Origin of the sequence: Pseudarthrobacter sp. J1763, assembly GCF_050490295.1 — a bacterium.
Lineage (GTDB): Bacteria > Actinomycetota > Actinomycetes > Actinomycetales > Micrococcaceae > JBNPEO01.
In genome coordinates, this window is the sequence record NZ_JBNPEN010000008.1 from 16,078 (window position 1) to 38,570 (window position 22,493).

At 59.3% G+C, this 22,493-nt stretch carries 19 protein-coding genes and 1 riboswitch; of the genes, 14 read left to right on the top strand and 5 right to left on the bottom strand.

The annotated features are described in order from the left end of the window. The first annotated feature begins 247 nt into the window (after nt 1–247). Nucleotides 248–736, top strand: a complete 489-nt coding sequence (locus tag ACQQCD_RS09510) for a peptidoglycan-binding domain-containing protein (RefSeq protein ID WP_430268151.1) — start codon at nt 248–250, stop codon at nt 734–736. A 95-nt stretch (nt 737–831) separates the two neighbouring features. Here the strand turns inward: ACQQCD_RS09510 and ACQQCD_RS09515 are convergent, their stop codons facing one another. Beyond that, on the bottom strand, nt 832–1,755 hold the full coding sequence (locus ACQQCD_RS09515; RefSeq protein ID WP_430268152.1) for a 2-dehydropantoate 2-reductase: 924 nt from the start codon (nt 1,753–1,755) through the stop codon (nt 832–834). Between the two features lie 241 nt (nt 1,756–1,996). Here ACQQCD_RS09515 and smc point away from each other — a divergent pair, with 241 nt between their 5' ends. Then, nucleotides 1,997–5,572, top strand: a complete 3,576-nt coding sequence (smc, locus tag ACQQCD_RS09520) for a chromosome segregation protein SMC (protein ID WP_430268153.1) — start codon at nt 1,997–1,999, stop codon at nt 5,570–5,572. Between the two features lie 30 nt (nt 5,573–5,602). Here the strand turns inward: smc and ACQQCD_RS09525 are convergent, their stop codons facing one another. Then, on the bottom strand, nt 5,603–6,976 hold the full coding sequence (locus ACQQCD_RS09525; protein WP_430268154.1) for an MFS transporter: 1,374 nt from the start codon (nt 6,974–6,976) through the stop codon (nt 5,603–5,605). 44 nt (nt 6,977–7,020) lie between these two features. On the opposite strand from ACQQCD_RS09525, the gene ftsY reads away from it, so the two are divergent. After that, on the top strand, nt 7,021–8,229 hold the full coding sequence (ftsY, locus tag ACQQCD_RS09530; RefSeq protein ID WP_430268155.1) for a signal recognition particle-docking protein FtsY: 1,209 nt from the start codon (nt 7,021–7,023) through the stop codon (nt 8,227–8,229). Between the two features lie 76 nt (nt 8,230–8,305). Here the strand turns inward: ftsY and ACQQCD_RS09535 are convergent, their stop codons facing one another. After that, nucleotides 8,306–10,036, bottom strand: coding sequence for a cellulase family glycosylhydrolase (locus ACQQCD_RS09535; RefSeq protein WP_430268156.1), 1,731 nt, complete (start codon nt 10,034–10,036; stop codon nt 8,306–8,308). Nucleotides 10,037–10,307: 271 nt separating this feature from the next. On the opposite strand from ACQQCD_RS09535, the gene ACQQCD_RS09540 reads away from it, so the two are divergent. Beyond that, complete coding sequence (locus ACQQCD_RS09540; RefSeq protein WP_430268157.1) at nt 10,308–11,630, top strand: ammonium transporter; 1,323 nt, start codon at nt 10,308–10,310, stop codon at nt 11,628–11,630. Then, on the top strand, nt 11,627–11,965 hold the full coding sequence (locus tag ACQQCD_RS09545; protein ID WP_430268158.1) for a P-II family nitrogen regulator: 339 nt from the start codon (nt 11,627–11,629) through the stop codon (nt 11,963–11,965). The genes ACQQCD_RS09540 and ACQQCD_RS09545 overlap by 4 nt, the downstream gene beginning before the upstream one ends. Before the next feature lie 147 nt (nt 11,966–12,112). Here ACQQCD_RS09545 and ACQQCD_RS09550 read toward each other — a convergent pair whose 3' ends face one another. Beyond that, complete coding sequence (locus tag ACQQCD_RS09550) at nt 12,113–13,591, bottom strand: glucose-6-phosphate dehydrogenase (protein ID WP_430268159.1); 1,479 nt, start codon at nt 13,589–13,591, stop codon at nt 12,113–12,115. A gap of 184 nt (nt 13,592–13,775) precedes the next feature. Here ACQQCD_RS09550 and ffh point away from each other — a divergent pair, with 184 nt between their 5' ends. Together ffh and ACQQCD_RS09560 are read left to right on the top strand one after the other, a co-directional pair. Beyond that, the gene (gene ffh / locus ACQQCD_RS09555) at nt 13,776–15,356 is read left to right on the top strand and encodes a signal recognition particle protein (protein WP_430268160.1); all 1,581 of its coding nucleotides are present in this window, start codon (nt 13,776–13,778) and stop codon (nt 15,354–15,356) included. A 101-nt stretch (nt 15,357–15,457) separates the two neighbouring features. After that, a complete protein-coding gene (locus ACQQCD_RS09560; protein WP_430268161.1) occupies nt 15,458–16,009 on the top strand; it encodes an alpha/beta fold hydrolase in 552 nt (183 codons plus the stop codon). 66 nt (nt 16,010–16,075) lie between these two features. On the opposite strand, the gene thiC is transcribed toward ACQQCD_RS09560, so the two are convergent. Continuing rightward, nucleotides 16,076–17,818, bottom strand: a complete 1,743-nt coding sequence (gene thiC / locus ACQQCD_RS09565; protein ID WP_430268236.1) for a phosphomethylpyrimidine synthase ThiC — start codon at nt 17,816–17,818, stop codon at nt 16,076–16,078. Nucleotides 17,819–17,870: 52 nt separating this feature from the next. Further along, a riboswitch (TPP riboswitch) is annotated at nt 17,871–17,978 on the bottom strand. Between the two features lie 158 nt (nt 17,979–18,136). Here thiC and ACQQCD_RS09570 point away from each other — a divergent pair. The 7 genes from ACQQCD_RS09570 to rplS all read left to right on the top strand — a co-directional run bounded on the left by ACQQCD_RS09570 (nt 18,137) and on the right by rplS (nt 22,421). After that, the gene (locus ACQQCD_RS09570; RefSeq protein WP_430268237.1) at nt 18,137–18,964 is read left to right on the top strand and encodes a VOC family protein; all 828 of its coding nucleotides are present in this window, start codon (nt 18,137–18,139) and stop codon (nt 18,962–18,964) included. Nucleotides 18,965–19,050: 86 nt separating this feature from the next. Continuing rightward, on the top strand, nt 19,051–19,518 hold the full coding sequence (locus ACQQCD_RS09575; protein WP_430268162.1) for a hypothetical protein: 468 nt from the start codon (nt 19,051–19,053) through the stop codon (nt 19,516–19,518). Between the two features lie 202 nt (nt 19,519–19,720). Beyond that, complete coding sequence (rpsP, locus tag ACQQCD_RS09580) at nt 19,721–20,143, top strand: 30S ribosomal protein S16 (RefSeq protein WP_430268238.1); 423 nt, start codon at nt 19,721–19,723, stop codon at nt 20,141–20,143. A gap of 1 nt (nt 20,144) precedes the next feature. Then, nucleotides 20,145–20,387, top strand: coding sequence for an RNA-binding protein (locus ACQQCD_RS09585; protein WP_430268163.1), 243 nt, complete (start codon nt 20,145–20,147; stop codon nt 20,385–20,387). 128 nt (nt 20,388–20,515) lie between these two features. After that, nucleotides 20,516–21,040: a ribosome maturation factor RimM gene (rimM, locus tag ACQQCD_RS09590; protein WP_430268164.1), complete on the top strand. Its 525-nt coding sequence runs from the start codon at nt 20,516–20,518 to the stop codon at nt 21,038–21,040. Beyond that, nucleotides 21,041–21,841: a tRNA (guanosine(37)-N1)-methyltransferase TrmD gene (gene trmD, locus ACQQCD_RS09595; protein WP_430268165.1), complete on the top strand. Its 801-nt coding sequence runs from the start codon at nt 21,041–21,043 to the stop codon at nt 21,839–21,841. A gap of 220 nt (nt 21,842–22,061) precedes the next feature. Further along, complete coding sequence (gene rplS / locus ACQQCD_RS09600) at nt 22,062–22,421, top strand: 50S ribosomal protein L19 (RefSeq protein ID WP_430268166.1); 360 nt, start codon at nt 22,062–22,064, stop codon at nt 22,419–22,421. Nucleotides 22,422–22,493 lie beyond the last annotated feature (72 nt).

The window sequence follows — 22,493 nt, forward strand, 5'->3', positions numbered from 1 at the left end:
ACTTGGATGAATCCACGAATTCGCTAATTCTTTGTAGTCCAAAGATGTGAGAACCGCCTTCCGCACTGAATTTATCCAAAGTTTTGTTTAACTACTGACAAGCGGCAATTCTCTAGCTACTCTGAATTTTGTGCGTTACGAACGCAACTGGGGGATTGGTCTTTTTATGTTGTGCACCCTGGTGCGATCTGCGCAAAGCGGGCGCTCATCCGGGGGCCCTTCGAATATCCAAACGAAGGAGTACAACATGGGAAGGATCAAACGGCTAATCGCCGGCGGAGCCCTAGCGGTTTCCCTAGCTGGGGCTGGCATGATTATTCCGGCCTCGTCGGCGGAAGCGTACTCGGGCACAAGTGGCCAGGGTTGTACCGCTTATCAATATTCGCGTGGCGGTTACGCGAGCTGCATCGGCAACATCCAGCGGATGCTCAATGGGATCAATTACCAATACGGTCGATCCTATGGCGGCTATGGCCTCACCGTTGACAACAGCTTTGGGCCTGCAACGGATACGCAAGCCCGCCGTTTCCAGGGGTGGGTTGGCCTCTCGACGGACGGAGTGGTCGGCAAGAATACGTGGAACAGGCTGTGTTTCTACGCTGGCCAAGTCAACTTCTACTACTCATCCTCAGGGGCCACTAAAAACGGCGCTTGGCAGGCCGCCTATAACGCTGGTTGCTATGTAGAAGTTCCTACCTCTACGTATCCGTACTACCGCACGATTAAGCGTTACTAGTCGGATCCTCTGTTCCTGAACAATCGAACAAACGCTAGGTAACTCAACTATCGGCCCCGGCGCTTCACTGCGCCGGGGCCGTTAGTTTTTTTGGGCTACATCTTATTGGCCGCCAGGCTCTGCTGATGGTGGGTGCGCAGCTGGAGAATTGCGGCGTCGAGCAGGGGAGCGTCGACGCCGAGAGCCTTCGCCCGGGCGGCGAAGTCACCCAGGATGTGCTCCGCCTCAAGAGGATCACCGTGCTGAAGATCGCGGTAGAGCGAGGAGGTAAAGCCGGAACCAGCTTGAGTGAACAACGTCAGAGATAGTTGGTGGCCTGCTTCGCTGACAGGATAGCCGGCGGTGCGGGCAACGGATTCGCATTCCTCGACTGCTCGAAGGATTAGCTCCTTGCCGCCAGCTGCCAGGATGTCGCCGATGCTCCCGCGGAACAGGCAAGTGATCACACCCGCGCCAGCAATGAATGCCCACTTCTCCCACAAGCCCGCAACGATGTTTTCCCTGACTTCCAGATCGATCCCTTCAACATCGAGGGCCTCAACAATTTCCGCGGGGACGGGAGTGGAATCAAGCGAACCAATTGTCAGGCTACTCATGGGAGTCATCTGAACCACGGTGGCGGACTCGTCCAAGGTCGCCACAATTTTTACGATTCCACCCATCACGCGTCCGGGAAAAGCACCCTCGAGGAGATCCATGTGCGCCATACCGTTCAGCAAGGGAATGATCTGGGTGTTCGCACCAACGGCGGGAGCCAGTTTAGGAAGAATCGCTTCTAAGGCCGGTGCCTTGACCGCAACAATCACCACATCAAATTCGCCGGCGCTATCTAAAGCCGTGACAGCCTGAACCGTGTGGCTGACCTCCAGACCCGAAGCCGTAAAACGCAGACCATCAGCTGCGAGTTGGGCCGTGCGCCGTTCGCGAACCAAAAACGTCACCTCCCTGCCCGCGGCAACCAGCCGTGCTCCGAGAGCTCCGCCGGTTGCTCCAGCCCCAACGATGAGGATTCGTGTCATGGTTCTGTTCTCCATCTGGAAAAGAAATTCAGCCCGCACCTGAGGTAAACGGGCTGGTCGTTGTGGCAAAAGCCTATCCCGACCCTTGTGCTTCAGCCGGAGATAACGGCATAGGAATGTCCTAGTACTAAGGCGAATTTGCCCGGAAATGTGCCTAGCACCGGATAGATTGGACGTACACGCCGCGCCGACACATCGACGTCGGAATTTCAGACCGCACCGCCAGGAGATCCGGACCACCTTGCACCTCAAGAGCCTAACCGTCCGGGGGTTTAAGTCTTTCGCCTCCGCAACCACCTTCGACTTTGAGCCTGGCGTAACGGCGGTCGTGGGTCCTAACGGTTCCGGCAAATCCAATGTGGTGGACGCCCTCGCATGGGTGATGGGCGAACAAGGCGCCAAAACTTTGCGCGGCGGCAAGATGGAAGACGTCATCTTCGCAGGTACCGCCGGCCGCCCGCCGCTGGGCCGTGCGCACGTCCAACTCACCATCGATAACACCGACGGTGCCCTGCCGATCGACTACAGCGAAGTCACCATCTCCCGCACACTGTTCCGCAACGGTGGCAGCGAGTATGCCATCAACTCCGCGCCGTGCCGGCTCTTGGACATTCAAGAGCTCCTCTCCGACTCCGGCTTGGGCCGGGAGATGCACGTGATTGTGGGTCAGGGGCAACTGGACCGCGTCCTTCACGCCACCCCCGAGGATCGCCGCGGTTTCATCGAAGAGGCCGCCGGAATTCTCAAACACCGCCGCCGCAAAGAACGCACGGTCCGCAAACTCGACGCCATGCAGGCTAACCTGCAACGGCTCAGCGACCTTACCAGCGAAATCCGCAGGCAACTGACGCCCCTTGGCAAACAGGCCGAAGTTGCCCGCCGGGCACAGAGTGTCCAGTTCGAGGTCCGCGATGCCAAAGCCAGACTCTTGGCCGATGATCTAGTGCAGCTGAGCTCGGTTTTGGCTCAAGAGGTCGCTGATGAAACGGCGCTGAAGGAACGCCGGGCCGAGGTTGAGCGACGCCTCACGGACGCCCGCGCTGCTCAAAACACTCTGGAACAGGCAGCCGCGCAAGCCGCACCACAATTGGGCGCGCTGCGTGACACTTGGTACCAGCTCTCAGCAGTGCGCGAGAAGTTCCGCTCGCTTGCCCAGCTCGCCCAGGATCGGCAACGCCTCTTGGGCAGCGAGTCCGGCCCAAGTTTTGGTGGCAGAGACCCCGAACAGCTTCAAGAACAAGCCGCCCGTCTGCGTAGTGAAGAGCAAAATCTCACCACCGAACTGGAAATTCGCGCCGCAGCCCTGAGCGCCGCCGTCGAAAACCGGGCCCAAGCCGAAGCTAACGCCAACGCGGAAGAGCAACGATTCACCGCGCTGCTCCGGGCTGCCGCGGACAGGCGCGAAGGGCTCGCAAGGCTTGCCGGTCACCTTGGTTCTGCCCGTTCTCGGATGGAATCCGCAGCGGCCGAAGTGGGCCGTTTGCACGAATCGCTCCGGGCAGGGGAGGAGCGCCGCACCAAAGCACAACTGGATTTTGCTGCCCTCGAATCTCAGGTTGCCGGGGCCGAAGCCGGGGAAGAAGATCTCGACGCCGAATACGAGACGGCCGCCAATGAACTCGACGCCCTGAATGAAGAAGGCCGTCAACTCGCCGAAAACTCCAGCGCCGCCGAACAACAGCGGGCTGCCCTCGCCGCCCGACTCGAAGCGCTCAGCCTGGGGCTGAACCGTAAAGACGGCACCGCGGCACTCCTAGAACACGGTGCGGCAGGGCTGCTCGGCGAGGTTTCCGCCTCGGTCAAAATCACCTCCGGGCATGAGGCGGCCATCGCCGCGGCGCTCGGCTCCATTGCCGGTGGACTGGTAGTTGCTGACGCTCAAGCCGCCTTAACGGCCTTGGAAAAACTCAAAACGGACGACGCCGGCACAGCCTCGCTGCTGATCGCCGGCGGTTCCGGGGCTCCCGGAAAAGCACCTGACACAGCAACAGGCAAAACCAGTTCTAAAAAATCCTCCGGACCTCTGCCCGCCGGTGCTAACTGGGCGAACACCGTTGTGAGCGCATCCTCTCAAGCCGGTCAGGCCGTCGTCGCACTTTTGGAAAACACTGTCCTGGTGGATTCTCTGGAAGCCGCCGCGAGCGTTATTGCCGAACGTCCGGAGCTGACGGCCGTGACTCCGTCGGGGGAGTTGCTCACGGCTTCCCGAGCTCACGGTGGTTCCGGTGCCGCACCGTCGTTGTTGGAAACCCAGTCCGCAGCCGACGAAACCCAAAAGCAGCTCGCCGCCATCCAAGCTGATCTTGAGCGCTATCGTTTTTCGCAGGCCTCGCTCACTTCGCGAAAAACCCAGGCACAGGACCGGGCTGACTCCGCTCTGGCCAAGCTGCATGATTCAGACGCCCAATTTGCCGCAGTGGCCGAGCGACTTGGCCAGCTGAACTCGCAACTACGCTCGGCCATTGGCGAGCAAGAACGTCTTTCCGCGTCTTTGGAAACGGCCCAGGCCAACCTTGTGCGCGAACAGGCTGCCCTCGAAGAAGCCACGCAACGCCTCGATGCCGCTCAGGAGGACCCGGGCACTCAGGACGAGGAAGAACCATCTGCGGAACAGCGTGCGGCCTTGGCCGCGCAAGCCACCGCCGCACGTGCGGCCGAGGTGGAAGCACGCTTGGCTCTGCGAAGTGGCGAGGAGCAACTTGCCGGCGTCAGTAACCGGGCGCAGTCCCTGGAACGTGCTGCGGTTGCCGAACGCAAGGCGCGTGAAGAAGCCCAACGTCGGACCCAGATCCGAGCACGTTCGGCCGCACGCGCGGGAGCCGTAGCCCAGACGGCGCAGGGAACCATTGCTTTAGTGGAGACCTCCATGGACGCTGCCGCCCGGCGAAGGGACTTGGCTGAAGAAGAACGAGCAGCCCGTGAAGTAGAACTTGTTGCAGCACGTGCAGCCAACGAGAATCTTGTTCGTGAACTGGCAGAACTTACTGACACGGTTCACAAGGACGAGTTGGCTCGAGCACAGCAGCGGCTCCGTATTGAGGCGTTGGAAAACAGGGCCATTGACGAGCTCGGTATCTCAGCTGATCAGCTCATTGATCAGTACGGTCCTGACCAAAATATTGAGTCCGTGGACCCTGAGGGTGAAACCGTCTCCGCCCCCTATGTTCGTTCCGAGCAAGAGCGCCGGCTCAAACGCGCCGAGAAAGACCTGACCTCTCTGGGCAAGGTCAACCCCTTGGCTTTGGAAGAATTCGCCGCCCTTGAAGAACGTCACCAGTTCCTGGCGAGCCAACTCGAAGACCTTAAACAGAGCCGCAAAGATCTGCTGGAGATCATCAAAGAAGTGGACCAGCGGGTTCAGCAAGTGTTCGCTCAGGCGTTCGAGGACACTGCCGAGCAGTTTATTCACGTCTTTGACCGGTTGTTCCCGGGTGGCGAGGGCCGGCTCATCCTGACCGACCCGGACGATCTTTTGAACACTGGTATTGAGGTTGAGGCGCGCCCGGCCGGTAAGAAAATCAAACGGCTCTCGCTGCTTTCCGGTGGCGAGCGGTCGCTCACTGCAGTGGCCCTTTTGGTGGCGATTTTCAAGGCGCGGCCCTCGCCGTTCTACGTGATGGACGAGGTGGAGGCCGCCCTGGACGACGTTAACCTCGGCAGGCTCATCACCATTTTTGAAGAACTCCGCGAATCCAGCCAGCTCATTGTGATCACCCACCAGAAGCGCACCATGGAAGTGGCCGACGCGCTCTACGGCGTGACCATGCGTGGCGATGGTGTGTCCACGGTGATTAGTCAGCGACTGGAACCGCGCTAGCTTGAGCCGTGCTGTTTGTTGGTGAGCGGGTTAGTTGCCTGCGGGTTTGCGCCGAAGAATGGCCGGACGGGTCGCGGTCTCCAGAGTTTCGGGAGCACGTAACCAATAGGCCGCAGCCAGCAACGAGGTTGCCGCAGCTAGCGCAAACGCCGGACCGTAGGACCACAAGTCCACCATCACACCAGCGGCGATCGGGCCAATGATGGTTCCCAAGTCCTGAACCATTTGGAAGGTGGCCAAAACCTTGCCGCCGCTGCGTCGCGAACCAATGATGTCTGCCACGGACGCTTGCTGGGCCGGGCTAAACAACCCCGAGCCGAAACCGGCCACCGCTGACAGGATCACAAACACCGGCACCGAGGTGGAGAACCCCAAACCTGCCATGGCCAAACCGTTGACGGTCAGACCAAGGATCATCATGGGTCGCCGGCCCCACGAGTCAGCCAACTTCCCGGCAAAGAACAGCGCAAGCCCGGTGCCAATGGCGAACACAGCCAAGGAAGCACCAGCGGTCTGCGGCCCGGCATCCAAAACTACGACGGCGAAGAGCGGCACCAGTGCCATTCGCACCCCGAAGGAGGACCAGCCAGTTGAAAAACCAGAGGCCAGGGCGGCCCGGTAGGTCCGAAGCCCCAAGGCCTCGCGAAGTGTCATGGCGGGAGCGTCCGGAGCCGCTGAAGTGGCAGGGGTGCCAGCCGCCGGAGCGGCAGGACCGGCAGCCAACGGCGCAGCTGCCCCCAGCGGTTCTTCAGCAGACCCGGGAACTGTTGTGCCGGCGTCGTCCACTGGTACTAGAACTGGCGCCAAGGCCGAAGGCCGCAAGAAGTAAGCCACCAGGCCAGCGGCGATCACGAGGGTTCCGGCGTAAACCAGAAATGCCAAGTGGAGGCCGAACTGGCCCAAAATTCCACCAAAGACCGGGCCGGTGATGTTGCCGAGCAAAAACGCGCCAGAGTAGGCGCTGGTGACGCGTCCGCGTCCACCGTCCGGTGCCAAACGAACCAGCAAACTCATGGCAGAAACCGTGAACATGGTGGATCCCAGGCCGCCCAAACCGCGGAACAGAAGAAGTTGCCAATATTCTGCAGCGAACGCACACGCCACCGAGGAGGCGGCCACCACCAAAATTCCGGTGATGTACACACCCCGCTCACCAAAGCGCTCAACCAAAGAACCAGCACTTGGGGCAAAAATGAGACGGGCCAGGGCGAAGACGCTGATCACCGCAGCTGCTGCACCGACGTCGACGTTAAAACTGCGCGCAAACTGTGGCAACACCGGGGCAACTAGGCCGTAGCCGAGGGCGATGAAAAAGGCTGCAGCAACCAGTACCCGGATCTCACGCCCCAGCACCAGTCGGGGTTTTGAGGCGGAACGCGGGGGAGTGCTACTGGCTTGGCTCATGGTTCTAGAAGTTTTTCACGTTTTTGCTATGAGAAGCTAAGAGGGTGAATGAGATCCTCCCCATAATTTTGTACGTCATTGGTGCCATCGCGGTTGTTGGGCTCTCCATCCCGGTGCTGCTCAAGTCGCGCAAGAGCTCAAAGAACTACTCAACAACGCGCGGCTCCAACGATCCGCCCGCCTCCGTAGCAGTCGAGGAGCGCACGGATTCTGCTCCGGCAGCTACTGCGACGGCGCCGGTTGATGCCCCGCCGCTGGACGAATCAGACGTTGCTGTTGACGTTCCGGACGACGCTTCCGGGCTGGAAACCATCCAAGTAGACACTCCTTCGCCGGTGGCTGGACGGTTGGCACGGCTTCGCGAACGCCTCTCGAAGTCCAACAACATGCTGGGCAAGGGTCTTTTGGCGCTGCTTTCCTCTGACAAGATCGACGAGGATGTCTGGGACGAAGTTGAAGAAACTCTCCTGCTCGCAGACCTCGGAACAGAACCCACCATGGCCTTGGTTGACGCTCTGCGCGAACGCGTACGCATCCTGGGCAGCCGCGACCCCCAGCAGGTCAAAGCCATGCTGCGCGAAGAACTCATCAAGCTCGTTGACCCCACCATGGACCGCAGCCTGACCACCACCCGCCACGACGGAAACCCGGCAGTCATGATGGTGGTTGGTGTTAACGGTGTTGGAAAAACCACCACCGTTGGAAAACTCGCTCGCGTCCTGGTGGCCGAAGACAAAGACGTAGTTTTGGGCGCGGCGGATACTTTCCGCGCCGCGGCCGCCGAACAGCTTGCCACCTGGGGTGCGCGGGTTGGTGTGCCCACTGTAAAGTCCGACGTCGACGGGGCAGACCCAGCGTCGGTCGCCTTCGAAGCGGTCAAGGCAGGTATTGAAGGCGAAGTGGACGTTGTAATGGTGGACACCGCAGGCCGGCTCCAGAACAAAGTTGGACTGATGGACGAACTTGGCAAGGTCAAGCGAGTCATCGAAAAGCTCGCCACCGTTGACGAAGTACTCCTGGTCCTGGACGCCACCACCGGGCAGAACGGACTCACACAGGCCAAGGTCTTCTCCGAGGTAGTGAACATCACCGGCATTGTGCTGACCAAACTGGACGGCACGGCCAAGGGTGGCATTGTGGTCGCGATCCAAAAGACACTCGGTGTCCCAGTCAAGCTGATCGGACTCGGCGAAGGTCCCGATGACTTGGCAGTGTTCGAAGCCGAATCCTTTGTGGACGCGCTCCTGAACTAAAGGATCTTGTTCTAGAAAACAGGACGCCCTCCCGGATTTTTTGTCCGGGAGGGCGTCCTTCTTTTAAGCGCAAACCTTATTTGTAGCTGTAGTTCAACACCGTCACCGTGCCGGCTGTGATGTTGAAACTCTGCACGTTCTGGGCCTTCTTGAACCCGGGGACCAGCTGACGCTCGGCTAGTGGGACGGGTGCGCCGGTGCCACCATCAATCCGGGTTTTGTCTTCCGCACTGTAACTTGGCCCGGTCATTTGGGTCATAGTTCCATTCACGGCCTTCGCGGGGAGTTTGAGGCTAACTGCAACTTGCGCCGACTTGGTGGGGTCATTCTCGTTGACCAACACCACGGTGGTACTGCCGTTGGGCATCTGCAGACTGAAAGCGGTAGTGAGGCCGCCACCAGTGACCGTCTGGTTGAGGTAGTCACCGCTGCCAATGTTGGCGACCATCAACATTCCAAAGTAATTCGCACGCGGTGAGAAGACGCCGTCGGGCTTCAGGTACTTACCGCCGCTACAAATCGGGGACATCGGCGGGCCACCAATGCAGGTAGACAAGGAACTGTGCAGGGCTAGACGCTCGGCACCGCGGCGGGTTGAACTCAACAAATATTCGGTAGCCCAGAGCGCGGAGGCGTGAACCTTGGTGGTGGGATTGGAGCCAGGGCAGGCAGAGACACCTGTTTCAGACAGCCACACGGGGACGTTGTACCGCTTCGCCAGCCGGATCGCCTCAGCGTGGTAATTCGCAATGTCCGTATCCAATGCGGTGCTCATTAGGTTCGCGATGGTGGGCTTGTTGGAGGCCACCGAGCCGTCGCAGCTGTACAGCGGGTAGTGGTGGAAAGAGAGGATCTTGCTCTGCTTTGTGGGGGTTTGCAGGAACGGTTCCCACCAAGATTCGGTGTAGGTTCCCGGGCCCACCACGGGAACTTGCGGCGCCACCGCGGCGATGGCGTCAGCGTACGCTTTGAACTCCGTCAAAAACGCGTCGACGTTATAGCTGGCCGGACGAAGGTCAGTTTTGGCAAAGCCGTTAGGTTCGTTGCCCACGGTGAAACCCACCAGGCGCTTGCCAAAAATACCGGAAGCGTTCTTCACAAAATCCGCGGCCCGGTCCGGGTTGAAGTGGCCCAAGTCGACGGTGATCAGGATGGTGCCGTCCACCTTGTCCAACACACCCATCACACGTTTCAAGTCATCCGGTGTCACCACCTGAGCTGGGTGGCCATCGATGCCCTTGTACCCGGCAGGCATGGACTCCTTTTTGGACGTCCAAAAGAATCGACGGTCCACGGAGTTACCGCCAAAACGCAAAAACGGCTTGTCCATCACCGAGAGCATGTTCAACAGCGTGGAATTGTTCGCGTTGAATTCCTGATCCGCCAGATCCGTAGCTTCGAGCGAAAGACCCGTGTCCCCGGGTTTAAACGACGTTCCGGTTTTCGTGGCAGCAACGGTGATGTTCAGCGGCGCCACTTTTTGCAGAGGCGAGTCGGCTGGCGGCGAAAGCTGCTGATAGTAGGGAGACTTCGGCACAGTAGGCGTCGGCGTGGGAGTGGCAACTGAGCGGCTGGTGGTTCCACTACTTGAGGGTGTGTCTATTGATGCGGGATTGTCCTGCTTGGGCGCCCAAACGCCAGTAAACACCAATGTTAACCCCACTCCAGCAAGAGCAGCCACAGCCCCAATAATCCACCGCCACTTGGGCTTGGAAGGCTGTGGCGCCGATGGCGCCTGGCCATTACTGGCGTTGGACGGCTGCGAAACCGGGCTGTTTTCTTCACGGGCGCCGGAAGGCGGGGTCATCAGGGTGCTCCAAAGACTAGGGGCAAGGGGCGGACTGAAATCATCCTAACCATCGCAGCCAAAATGCCGCAGAAGGGGTGAGACGAAACACAAGCGAAACAAAACGGACACTCATCATTTACGCCGAGCCGAAATCCGTAACAGAGCCGACATGTAATTCCGAATAGACCGAAACACGGCCAGCCAAAACTTAATCCCAGAACGCATAGGCGTTGATTCAGGCGGTTTAGACCGCGTACGCACTCCCCATTGCAAGGAAAGGACGTTGGCCATGGAACTCACAGCCGGTCACGTATGGCTAATGGTGTCAGCCGCTCTGGTGCTCTTTATGACGCCCGGCCTGGCATTCTTCTACGGCGGTATGACTCGCGCCAAAGCAGCACTGAACATGATGATGATGAGCTTCATCTCAATCGGACTCGTTGGTGTTGTATGGGTCCTCTGGGGCTCATCAATGAGCGGTGGGGAAGGCATCGGGCAGATCTTCGGTAACCCGTTCACTACCTTCGGTCTCCACGGCATCAACACCCCCGATGGCCTCATCAAGGTTGGCTTCGCAGCAACCTTCGCCATCATCACCGTTGCACTGATCTCCGGTGCAATCGCCGACCGCGCTAAGTTTGGCGCCTGGGCAGTCTTCGTCCCGGTCTGGGTCACTTTGGTCTACGCACCGCTCGCCTTTATGGTCTGGGGTGGTGGCCTCTTCGGTCCCGACGGCGCAATTGGCAAGGCTCTTGGCCCGGCCATCGACTTCGCTGGTGGAACAGTTGTTCACATCAACGCTGGTGTTGCCGGCCTGATCCTCGTTCTGATCATCGGTAACCGCAAGGGCTTCGGCAAGGACCCCAACCACCGCCCGCACAACATCCCGTTCGTAATGTTGGGTGCAGCAATCCTCTGGTTCGGTTGGTTCGGCTTCAACGGTGGTGCAGCTACCACCGCAGAGCAGGCCGGTTTGATCTGGGTCAACACCTTGGCAGCACCCGCAGCAGGTATGTTGGGCTGGCTCATTATTGAACGCATCCGCGACGGCCACCCCACCTCCTTGGGTGCCGCTTCCGGTGTAGTAGCTGGTCTGGTTGCCATCACGCCGGCTTGTGCAAACGTCAGCCCGCTTGGTGCCTTGGCACTGGGTGTAGTTGCCGGTGTAGCTTCGGCGCTCGCAGTAGGCCTGAAGTTCAAGTTCGGATATGACGATTCACTCGACGTAGTTGGTGTCCACCTGGTTTCGGGCATCATCGGAACTGTGGCCCTGGGCTTCATCGCTCTGCCCACCGACGGTGTTGGTGGCGGTCTCTTCTACGGCGGCGGTTTCGCTCAGCTCTGGGCACAGCTTGCAGCAGCAGGAGTTGCCATCGCATTCTCTGCCATCATGACCACCATCATTGCGCTTGCAATCCACAAGACCATGGGCTTCCGTGTTAGTGAAGAGCAAGAAGTAGTTGGTGTTGACTTGAGCCAGCACGCAGAGACGGCATACGAGTTTGGTATCAGCGGACGCGGCGGAAGCTTCCAGCCGCTCCACGAAATCATCAAGGGCCACGACGACGCTCGTAAGAGCGAAGACACCGGAAAGGCAAAGGTAGACGCATGAAACTCATCACCGCAATTGTCCGGCCGGAGAAGCTAGAAGCTATCCGCGAAGGCCTCGAGGCCTATGGGGTACAAGGACTTACGGTGAGCGCGGCCAGCGGCTATGGCCGTCAGCGCGGCTACACCGAGGTGTACCGTGGCGCAGAATACAACGTGGACCTTTTGCCCAAGATTCGAGTGGAAGTTTTGGCCACCGATGATCAGGCAGACGACATCTTGGACGTATTGATTTCTTCCTCCAACACCGGCCGCGCCGGTGACGGAAAAGTCTGGACCATCGATGTTTACGAAGCAGTTCGTGTCCGCACAGGTGAACGCGGTACCGCGGCCATCTAGGCATAAAACAGCAAAATAAAACTGGCCGGGTCGCTTTTAGCGGCCCGGCCAGATTTGTCTAAAGGCTCAAAAAATAAAGTTCGACGACGTCCCGCTCACCGGCCGGACGTCGTCGAACTTTTTTGTTTTAATCGCTGCTGATTTGTTCTACTTCGCTGCCGAAGTATCCGGCTTAGCGGACGTGCTGGTTGCTACCGGCTCGTCCCTGTCCGGTGCGCCAGGCCAGCCCTCGGGGCCATCGCTGCCGGCTGCGTATTCTTCGAGCGGCACCTTGTTGGCTTCCCACGACTTCAGCACGGGTTCCACGATCCGCCAGCAATCCTCGGCAATATCGCCACGTACCGAGAGCAGTGGATCCCCGCTCAGCACACCATCCAAAACTTCACCGTAAGGGAGCAGATCGGAGGCGTTCAGCTCGCTGGTCAGCGTGACGCGGTCCAGGCTGAATAGATCGCCGGGGCCGTTGACGTCGATGTCGAAATTGAGGGTGTCCGGTCCAAAACCGATCCGCAACTTGTTCGGCGTATCAACGCCGGAGAAGCCTTCGGGCAAGTGCGGCACGGGGCGGAAGGTGATAACCGCTTCCTTGCGCTTGGAGCCAACTGCTTTTCCGGAGCGCAGAATAAACGGCACACCTGCCCAACGTGCGTTTGCGATTCCCACTGTGACTGCCGCGAGGGTTTCGGTGGACCGCTTTGGGTCAACACCTTCTTCGGAGGCGTAGTCCGGGATCTTTCGAGAATCCAAGGTCCCGGCCGTGTACCTGGCCCGGTGGGTGGACTTTTTGTAGGGGGCGCTGACGCTGCTGGCGCGCAGCACGGTGCTGATCGCTTCTCGGAGATCGCGTTCGTGCAAAGTGGACGGAACCTCAATAGCCAGCAGGGCCATGATCTGGAGCAAGTGGCTCTGGATCATGTCACGCAAAGCACCTGCGCCGTCGTAATAACGGGCACGGCCTTCAAGGGCGAGATCCTCATCAAAGATGATCTCGACTTTCTCAATGTGATCGCGGTTCCAGACCGGCCCCAAGAAACGGTTGGCGAAGCGCAAACCCAAAATGTTCAGCACGGTGGCTTTGCCCAAGAAGTGGTCAACACGGTGAATGTGATCCTCGGGGACCAGCTCACGCAGAGTTTCATTCAGCTCACGGGCCGACTCCTCTGAGGAACCAAAGGGCTTCTCCATGACCAGACGAGTTCCTTCAGGGACTTCATCGGGGGAGAGTGCCTCACAGGCGAGCTGGCTGACGTGCGGTGGGAGGGCGAAGTAAACAGCCACGGGACCATCGAGGGAATTCAACAACTCCGCAAGAGGTCCATCTTTGGTGACGTCAACCTGGTGGTAGGTGCTGTCCGCGGCGATGGCCTTGAGAGCTTTTTTGCCGGCAGCGTCAGCAGATGCGGTCTCTTCTTTAAAGGACTCAGTGAGCCGGTCCTGCCACTGTTGGGCAGTCCACGCATCCGAGCCAGCGCCCACAAGTCGCAGTTGCTGTGCGCGGCCCAAAGCCACTAGGCGCGCAAGCCCGGGAAGCAGCAGCCTGCCGGTCAGATCCCCTGAAGCGCCGAGGATTAGAAGAGTCTTGACGGTCGATGTTCCGGATCCACGTCCGGCCGTTGAACTAGTCACACAGCCAGCATGCCACTGCAAGGGCCGGACTTGGTACCCTAGATAGTCGAGTCGTGTCGCAAATGTTGGCACCGAGTAAAACCGGGGCCGCACTCGCGAGGCAACCAAAGCGCTGTTCCAGCGCTACAGGCTGCGGACGGCTCCAACATGCTCCTGGGAATCCACTGAAAGAAGTGCGCGGCACGTGTTCAATTCACTCTCTGACCGGTTGACAGCAACCTTCAAGAACCTGCGCGGCAAGGGCCGTCTCACCGAAGCGGACATTGACTCAACAGTCCGTGAAATCCGGCGTGCCCTCCTTGACGCTGACGTGGCAGTGTCCGTGGTCCGCGAATTCACTGGACGGGTCAAAGAACGTGCGCTTGGCGCCGAGGTCAATGCTGCCCTGAATCCCGGCCAGCAGATCGTCAAGATCGTCAATGAAGAGCTCGTTGAAATCTTGGGCGGTCAGACCCGCCGTATCCGGTTGGCCAAAACCGGACCCACCATCATCATGTTGGCCGGTCTCCAAGGTGCCGGTAAAACTACCCTCGCGGGCAAGCTGTCCAAGTGGCTCAAGTCCCAAGGCCACAGCCCCCTTCTGGTGGCCTGTGACCTTCAGCGCCCCAACGCAGTCACCCAGCTCCAGGTTGTTGGTAAGCGTGCCGGCGTTCCGGTTTACGCACCCCACCCGGGCGCCACTTCCACCGAATTGGATCAGCCTGCCGGTGACCCCGTTGCGGTGGCCCGCGCCGGTGTTGAAGAAGCACGTCAGAAGCTTCACGACGTCGTAATTGTGGACACCGCAGGCCGCCTCGGTGTTGACGCCGAAATGATGGATCAGGCTCGCCGGATCCGTCAGGCGATCATCCCGAACGAAGTTCTTTTTGTTATTGACTCGATGATTGGTCAGGACGCTGTTAACACGGCGATGGCCTTCGACGAGGGTGTTAACTTCACCGGTATTGTCCTCTCCAAGCTCGACGGCGACGCCCGCGGTGGTGCAGCACTCTCGGTAGCTTCCGTGACTGGCAAGCCCGTGATGTTCGCATCCACCGGTGAGGGTGTTGACGACTTCGAGTTGTTCCACCCGGACCGTATGGCTTCGCGCATCTTGGACATGGGTGACGTCCTGACTCTTATTGAGCAGGCAGAAAAGTCTTGGGACAAAGACGAAGCAGCTCGAATGGCGAAGAAGTTCGCCGATCAAGAAGACTTCACCCTTGATGACTTCCTGGCTCAGATGCAGCAGATCCGCAACATGGGATCCATGAAGAAGATGCTAATGATGATGCCCGGAGCTGCAGGGATGCGTCAGCAGCTCGAAAACTTTGACGAGCGCGAGATTGATCGTGTTGAGGCAATTGTTCGCTCCATGACTCCTCACGAGCGTGTGGCTCCGAAGATCATCAACGGGTCCCGTCGCGCACGTATTGCTCGCGGTTCCGGTGTTCACGTTTCCGAGGTCAACGGCCTGTTGGAGCGTTTCTCGCAGGCTCAGAAGATGATGAAGAAGATGGCAGCCGGTGGCGGAATGCCTGGCATTCCCGGCATGGGTGGCCCCGGTGGCGGCACGGCGCGTAAAAACGGCAAGAACGCACCGAAGAAGAAGGCTCGCTCCGGTAACCCGGCCAAGGCTGCGCAGGAACTCCGCGATGCCGAGGCCAAGCGTGCCAACGCTGCAAAGGCCGCACCGAGCGGTGCATCATTCGGCCAGCCCGGCGCCGACTTTGACCCCTCGGCACTGAATCTGCCCAAGGGATTCGATAAGTTCCTCGGCAAATAGTCACTGGGTTTTCCAGCATCTAGATGGCCCCGTTCACTTGATGGACGGGGCCATTTCTGTGCCTTCGGCCCAATGTCAGAGCAGTGTTCTAGGGTGGAGTAATGCAAAAGTCGCGCGTAGTTTTCGTCCCTGGTACTGGGCCTTCCGGCGCGCAAGCTTGGCCCCGCCAGCATGGCCTGTCCCTTGATTTTGATGCATTGTTCCTCAAAGCTGCCCCGAGTGATTATTCCTGGGAGCAGCGCAAGGCCGCGGTAGCGAGCGCCCTTGAAGACGGCGGCCATCTCGTGGCCCACGCCGAGGGTGCTGCCGACGCCATGTACGTGGCCCTCGAGCACCCGGAACTTGTTTCATCCCTGGCGCTTTTTGAACCGGCATGCCTCTCGCTCACCGCCGAACTGCCAGCCACTGCCGCATACCTTTCGGCCCATTCCAAGGATGAGCTCCGCCCCTGGGAGGCGCCGGTTCACATTGTCCCCGGCGTCCCCACTCTGGTGATCACCGGCGGTTGGGAACCAGTATTTGAGGAAGTGGCCCAGTATTTGGTGGGCACCGGCGCCGTTCACCGTACGACGCCGGGTGCTCACCGCCCGCAGGACAGCGTAGAAGCCGCCGGGCTACTGAAGTCCTTCCTGCGGAAACAGTCTCCTCGCTAGGGCTCAGACTCGGCGCCATTTGGCGCCGAGCTCCGCCCTAATCGGTTACAGCGGCGGCCATCCGTTCTAGTTTTGAGCCGGCAGTTCCAGCTCCGGCAAGTAGACCTTGGCACCGGAAGCCATAAATTCGGCGCTCTTCTCTCGCATGCCTTCCTGCGCTTGAGCAATCGCTGCCTGGGAATCGGCCGAACCGTAGGTGTCCCGGATGTCTTGGCTGATTCGCATGGAGCAAAACTTAGGCCCACACATGGAGCAGAAGTGCGCGGTCTTGGCCGGTTCGGCTGGCAGCGTCTCGTCGTGGAAAGACTCTGCAGTTTCGGGGTCCAGCGACAGGGCAAACTGATCGCGCCACCTGAATTCGAAGCGCGCCTTAGACAGGGCGTCGTCACGTTCATTCGCGCCGGGGTGGCCCTTAGCCAAGTCCGCTGCGTGAGCTGCAATCTTGTACGTAATCACACCCGTCTTAACGTCGTCCTTATTAGGCAGACCCAGGTGTTCCTTGGGGGTGACATAGCAGAGCATCGCGGTACCGTACCGGGCAATCTCGGTGGCGCCGATGGCCGAGGTGATGTGGTCATAACCTGGCGCAATGTCCGTCACAAGGGGGCCGAGTGTGTAGAACGGGGCACCCTTGCACAGCTCTTGCTGGCGTTCCACGTTCTCCCGCACCAAGTGGAACGGCACGTGGCCAGGCCCTTCCACCATAACCTGGACGTCGAACTCCCAGGCGCGTTGGGTCAATTCTGCGAGAGTGTCCAGCTCGGCGAACTGTGCTGCATCGTTGGCATCCGCCGTCGCGCCTGGCCGTAAACCATCGCCGAGCGAAAAGGCCACGTCGTACTGGGCGAAGATCTCACACAACTCGTCAAAGTGGGTGTACAAAAAGTTCTCTTGGTGATGTGCCAGGCACCAACCGGCCATAATCGAGCCGCCGCGCGAAACGATCCCGGTGACGCGGTTTGCGGTCAGCGGTACGTAGCGAAGCAGCACACCGGCGTGAATGGTCATGTAGTCCACACCTTGCTCGCACTGCTCAATCACCGTGTCCCGGAAAATTTCCCACGTGAGCTTGTTTGCCTCGCCGTTGACTTTTTCCAGGGCCTGATAGATCGGCACGGTGCCAATGGGAACGGGGGAGTTGCGGATGAGCCACTCGCGCGTGGTGTGAATGTCATCGCCGGTGGACAAATCCATCACCGTGTCAGCACCCCAGCGGGTGGCCCACTGAAGTTTGTCCACCTCTTCGGCAATGGAACTGGTCACCGCAGAGTTGCCAATGTTGGCGTTGATCTTGACCAAAAACGCTTTGCCAATGATCATCGGCTCGGACTCGGGATGGTTGATGTTGTTAGGAATGATGGCTCGGCCAGCTGCTACTTCGCTGCGGACCAATTCCACTTCGCAGTTTTCCCGCAGCGCCACAAACTTCATCTCCGGGGTTACAAGTCCCTGGCGCGCATAGTGCATTTGTGTGACGGTGCGCCCGGCAACTGCCCGACGCGGCACGGGCCGGGTTCCCTTCCACTCTGCGGAGGCGGCGCCGCGCCGCAGAGCCGACTTGCCGTCGTCGAGCAGGTTCCTGCCCCGCCCGGTGTAGGCCTCGGTGTCTTGGCGCTCGGAGATCCACGGAGCCCGGAACGGTTCCAAGCCCAGTACCGGGTCACTTCCTGGCCCGGCTGTTCGGTACAGCTGAAGCGGCGGGTTGGCCGCGCCGTTGGGGGACGGGTCCAAAGCCACTTCGGTGACGGGGACACGGATGCCACTTTCGGCGTCGGAAATATATGCCAAAGAGTGGGACGCGAGGCTCATTACGGGCGTTGGTGACTCGTTTTGGGTAGAGCTGTGCTGTGAATTTGTGGTGCTCAAGGTGTTGCTCACTTCCTTCGCCGGCATTACCCGGACAGGTTCAACGGTCGCAAGCTGCGTCAGCCTGATCTCAGCCCATGCATGGGCACCCGTGTGGTCGTAGACGAAGCTACCACAAGGAATCGCCATCCACTTGGAATAAATTGAAGCTTCAAGTAATTTAATAGAGTGAACCCACAACGAGAGCCGTTGCGATCCACGTCAGGAGATACCGTGTCCACTGGTGCAAACACCCAAGACCTTTTGCCCGCCGAGCTGAATATGGGCACGGTGATGCTCAAGGTCGGCGACCTCAAAATGATGTCCAAGTACTACCAGACGGCCTTGGGCTTAGACGTTGTGGCCGAACAAGACGGCGGACTGTACCTGGGCCGCGGCGCCACCCCGGTAGTTCACCTCGCCCCGGCAGCTGGACTCCAACTGCCCTCCCGCGGCGAAGCCGGCTTGTTCCACACGGCAATCCTGTTCAAAGACCAGCCCTCGCTCGCCGCAACCGTAGCCACCGCAGCCAACTTTGAGCCGCAAGCTTTTGTAGGCAGCGCCGATCACCTGGTCAGCGAAGCCTTCTACTTCACTGACCCGGAAGGCAACGGAATTGAGCTCTACTTCGACAAGCCCCGCGAGTCCTGGAAATGGGACGGAGCGAACGTGGTGATGGACAATGTCGCCCTGCCGCCGCAGCAGTACCTCAACGATCACCTCAGCGAAGCATCCCTCGAGAACCAACGCCAAGCAGACGCAGGCGTGGGCCACGTCCACCTCCAAGTGGGAGACGTTGCCAAAGCCGAACAGTTCTACGTCAAAACCCTTGGCTTTGAACGAACCGCAGGTTGGCACGGCCAAGCACTCTTCGTATCCGCCGGCGGATACCACCACCACATGGCCATGAACGTCTGGAACAGCCGAGGTGCCGGTCCCCGCAAGGACACCCTGGGCCTGGGCGAAGTTCTCATCGAAGTTCCCGCCAGCGATGACCTCGGTGCGCTCGCAGATCGGCTCAAGGTTGCCGGCTACGCCTCACACCACACCGGTGCCGAACTTCGCTTCGAAGACCCGTGGAAGAACCAAATCCGCGTTGCGGTGCGCTAAATCTTGAGGCACGCTGGGCTAGGCTGAAGCTGGCACCGTGAAAGCGGAGGCCTAGTCCCATTGAGCAGCACTACAGCGAGGTAATCGTGCCGGAAATCACCAGCTTCACTGAAGTATTTGTAGCCACTCACGACGCAGCACTCAAACACGCAAAAGCCCTCGAAGCTGCCAGCAACGGTGCGGCCTTGGTTGCCTCCTACGTCGGGGCCGTCCGCATCCCCAACATCTCCGACTATGAGATCGAACAACTCGGAGACGTGGCCGGCGCGGCAGTGCACGCCGGGGGAGCCGACTTTGAGCTCTCCATGGTTGACGTGGACTCTGACTCCTTGCTCGCCGTCCCCGCGCCAATGGTGCGTGTCCTGGCTGAACTCTTGACCTACCAGAGTGAAGGCGAAGGTGACGTCCTCGAGGAAGTGTCCACCACGTGGGCTGGGCAAGAGGACATGCCGTTCGACGCCGACGCTGCCGCCGGCCATGTGCGGGCTCTGGCCAAGCTTGCTGCAGAAGTAGACGAAGCCAGCCGCACCCAGCTGTACGTTTTTGCTGTTTAGAACCTTCCGTCCCACCCAAAACGCGCCGGATAGGGGACCTTTCGCAAAATAGTCCAGGCTCTGGCATAATGGACAGGTACTCGATGCGCGCGGCCCCTCTCTCTGCGTGACGTCTTGTCCTTCCGAAACCGCAAGTATGGCCCGCCCCACGGGTGCAGAACCGCGGATTCACCCCGTTTCAGAAACAGGAGTGACCACAAAAGTGGCCGTAAAGATTCGCCTTAAGCGCTTCGGTAAGATGCGCGCACCGTACTACCGCATTGTTGTAATGGACTCCCGCGCCAAGCGCGACGGCCGTGCCATTGAAGAAATCGGTAAGTACCACCCCACCGAAGAGCCCTCGTTCATCGAGGTTAGCTCCGAGCGTGCACAGTACTGGCTTTCTGTGGGCGCACAGCCCACCGAGCAGGTTGCCGCGATCTTGAAGATCACCGGTGACTGGCAGAAGTTCAAGGGCTTGCCCGGCCAGGAAGGCACCTTGAAGACCAAGGCTGCCAAGGAAGCATTCGTTGCTCCGGAGAAGGGTTCCGTCATCATTCCGGAAGCCATCACCCCGAAGGCAAAGAAGGCTGAAGAAGCTGAAGAGGCTCCCGCCGCCGAGGCAGAGACCACCGAGGCTGAGTAAATTGCTGGCAGAAGCTCTCGAGCACTTGGTTCGCGGAATCGTTGACTCTCCTGAAGACGTCAAAGTTACCGCCAAGAACAACCGCCGCGGGGATACCCTCGAGGTGCGCGTTGATCAAGAGGACCTTGGCCGCGTAATTGGTCGTCAGGGCCGCACCGCACGTGCATTGCGCACTGTAGTGAACGCCCTCGCCGATGGCGAGCAAGTCCGAGTTGACGTCGTTGATACCGACCGTCGTCGCTAACGAGTAGCTACGCACAGTTTTGAACTGGCTTTAGTCCGGCCCCTCCACCGAATATGGTGGAGGGGCCGGACTGTTTTAGAGCCACAGCCAATAATCCCGGCCACAATTTTTTAGACATAGAGGACACAATGAAGCTTCAGGTAGCTCGAATCGGCAAACCCCACGGCATTCGCGGCGAAGTCACCGTTCAGGTACTCACCGACGCCCCGGAAGATCGGTTTGTCCCCGAGACTGAATTCATTGTGGAGCCGGCCAATTTGGGCCCGCTGACCGTCTTTAGCGCACGCTGGAACAAAGACATCCTTCTGCTCGGCTTCGACGAGATCGTCAGCCGCAACGAGGCCGAGACGCTCCGTGGCGCCAAGCTGTTTATTGAAACCGAGGAGCTCGCCGAAGATGGCGACGATTCTGACGCTTGGTATGAGCACGAACTCGTAGGACTCGAGGCCCGTGTTGGCAATGAGAAAGTCGGCACTGTCAAAGCGCTAACTACCCTGCCGGCCCAAGACTTGCTGACCATCGAAACGCCTGCCGGTGAGGAAGTGTTAGTCCCGTTTGTTGAACAGATTGTGCCTGAGGTCAACGTGGCGGATGGTTTTGTTCTGCTCACTCCGCCGGATGGATTGTTTGAACTAAACCGCGAAGGCGAATAAATGCGCATAGACGTCTTTAGCATTTTCCCCGAGTATCTTGCACCGCTTGAGCTCTCTCTTTTAGGTAAAGCGCGCCAAGAGGGGACGCTGGAACTTGCCGTCCACGATCTGCGCAGCTTCACCACTGACAAACACCGCAGTGTTGACGACACCCCCTATGGTGGCGGCGCCGGAATGGTGATGAAGGCTGAGCCTTGGGCTCTTGCCCTCGAGTCAGTGCTCCAGCCCGAAAGTGCTGCAGGGAAGCCGGTCCTTATTGTTCCCTCCCCAGCTGGTGCACGTTTCAACCAGGCCATGGCTTACGAACTCGCTGAGGAGGAGCACCTTGTGTTTGCCTGCGGGCGTTACGAGGGCATTGACGAACGAGTTATTGAATGGGCAGCAGACCACTACGATGTGCGTCCAGTGAGCTTGGGGGACTACGTCCTTAACGGCGGTGAAGTAGCTGTACTGGCTATGGTTGAGGCTATCGGCCGGCTTTTGCCCGGAGTTGTAGGTAATCCGGAGTCCCTCGTGGAGGAATCGCATTCGGACGGATTGCTCGAGTATCCCGTATATACCAAACCGGCACAGTGGCGTGAACGTGAGGTTCCGGCCATTCTCTTGAGCGGCAATCACGGCAAGGTTGCTCAGTGGCGCCGTCACCAGCAGTACTCCAGGACGGCGGAGCGCCGCCCGGACCTGATGGAAACGTTCGACGCCGCAAACTTGCCACGAGCTGATCGTGAGGCTTTAGGGGCACTAGGGTACGCCGTCGTCGACGGTAAATTGCGCACTGGTGAGTTTGGACCGCAGCGCTAAGATTCGCCTGTCTGCCCGCAATATGGCAGAATTAGTCCTTGTGTCTACTGGGCCCCCACCTGCCACGGGGGGAGTGCGGCCAACAGTGAGATGCCCCATTCGTTTCAAGCAGTGAAACGAGTGGCAAACATGATTTTCGGTAATGAATTCTTGCACATATGCAGGCTTCATTGCCGTGACCCAAAGTGAATGACCTGTGGCGTTCACCAGGAGTGGATTAATGCATATCCTCGATAGCGTAGATGCAGCATCGCTGCGTAATGATGTTCCCGAGTTCCGCGCGGGTGACACCATCAAGGTGCACGTGAACATCATCGAAGGTAAGAACTCTCGTGTTCAGGTATTCCAGGGCTTCGTCCTTGGCCGCCAGGGCGACGGCGTTCGTGAAACCTTCACCGTCCGCAAGGTTTCCTTCGGTGTCGGCGTAGAGCGTACCTTCCCGGTACACTCCCCGATCATCGAGAAGATCGAGCTCGTCTCCAAGGGTGACGTGCGTCGCGCCAAGCTTTACTACATGCGTGCACTGCGCGGTAAGGCTGCGAAGATCAAGGAAAAGCGCGACTTCAGCACCGGCAAGTAAGGCAAACCCGGCCAATGGCCGGGTAGCCCGTTCAGGATGCGGCCCATTGCCTTGGAGGCGCCTGCGGCTCCA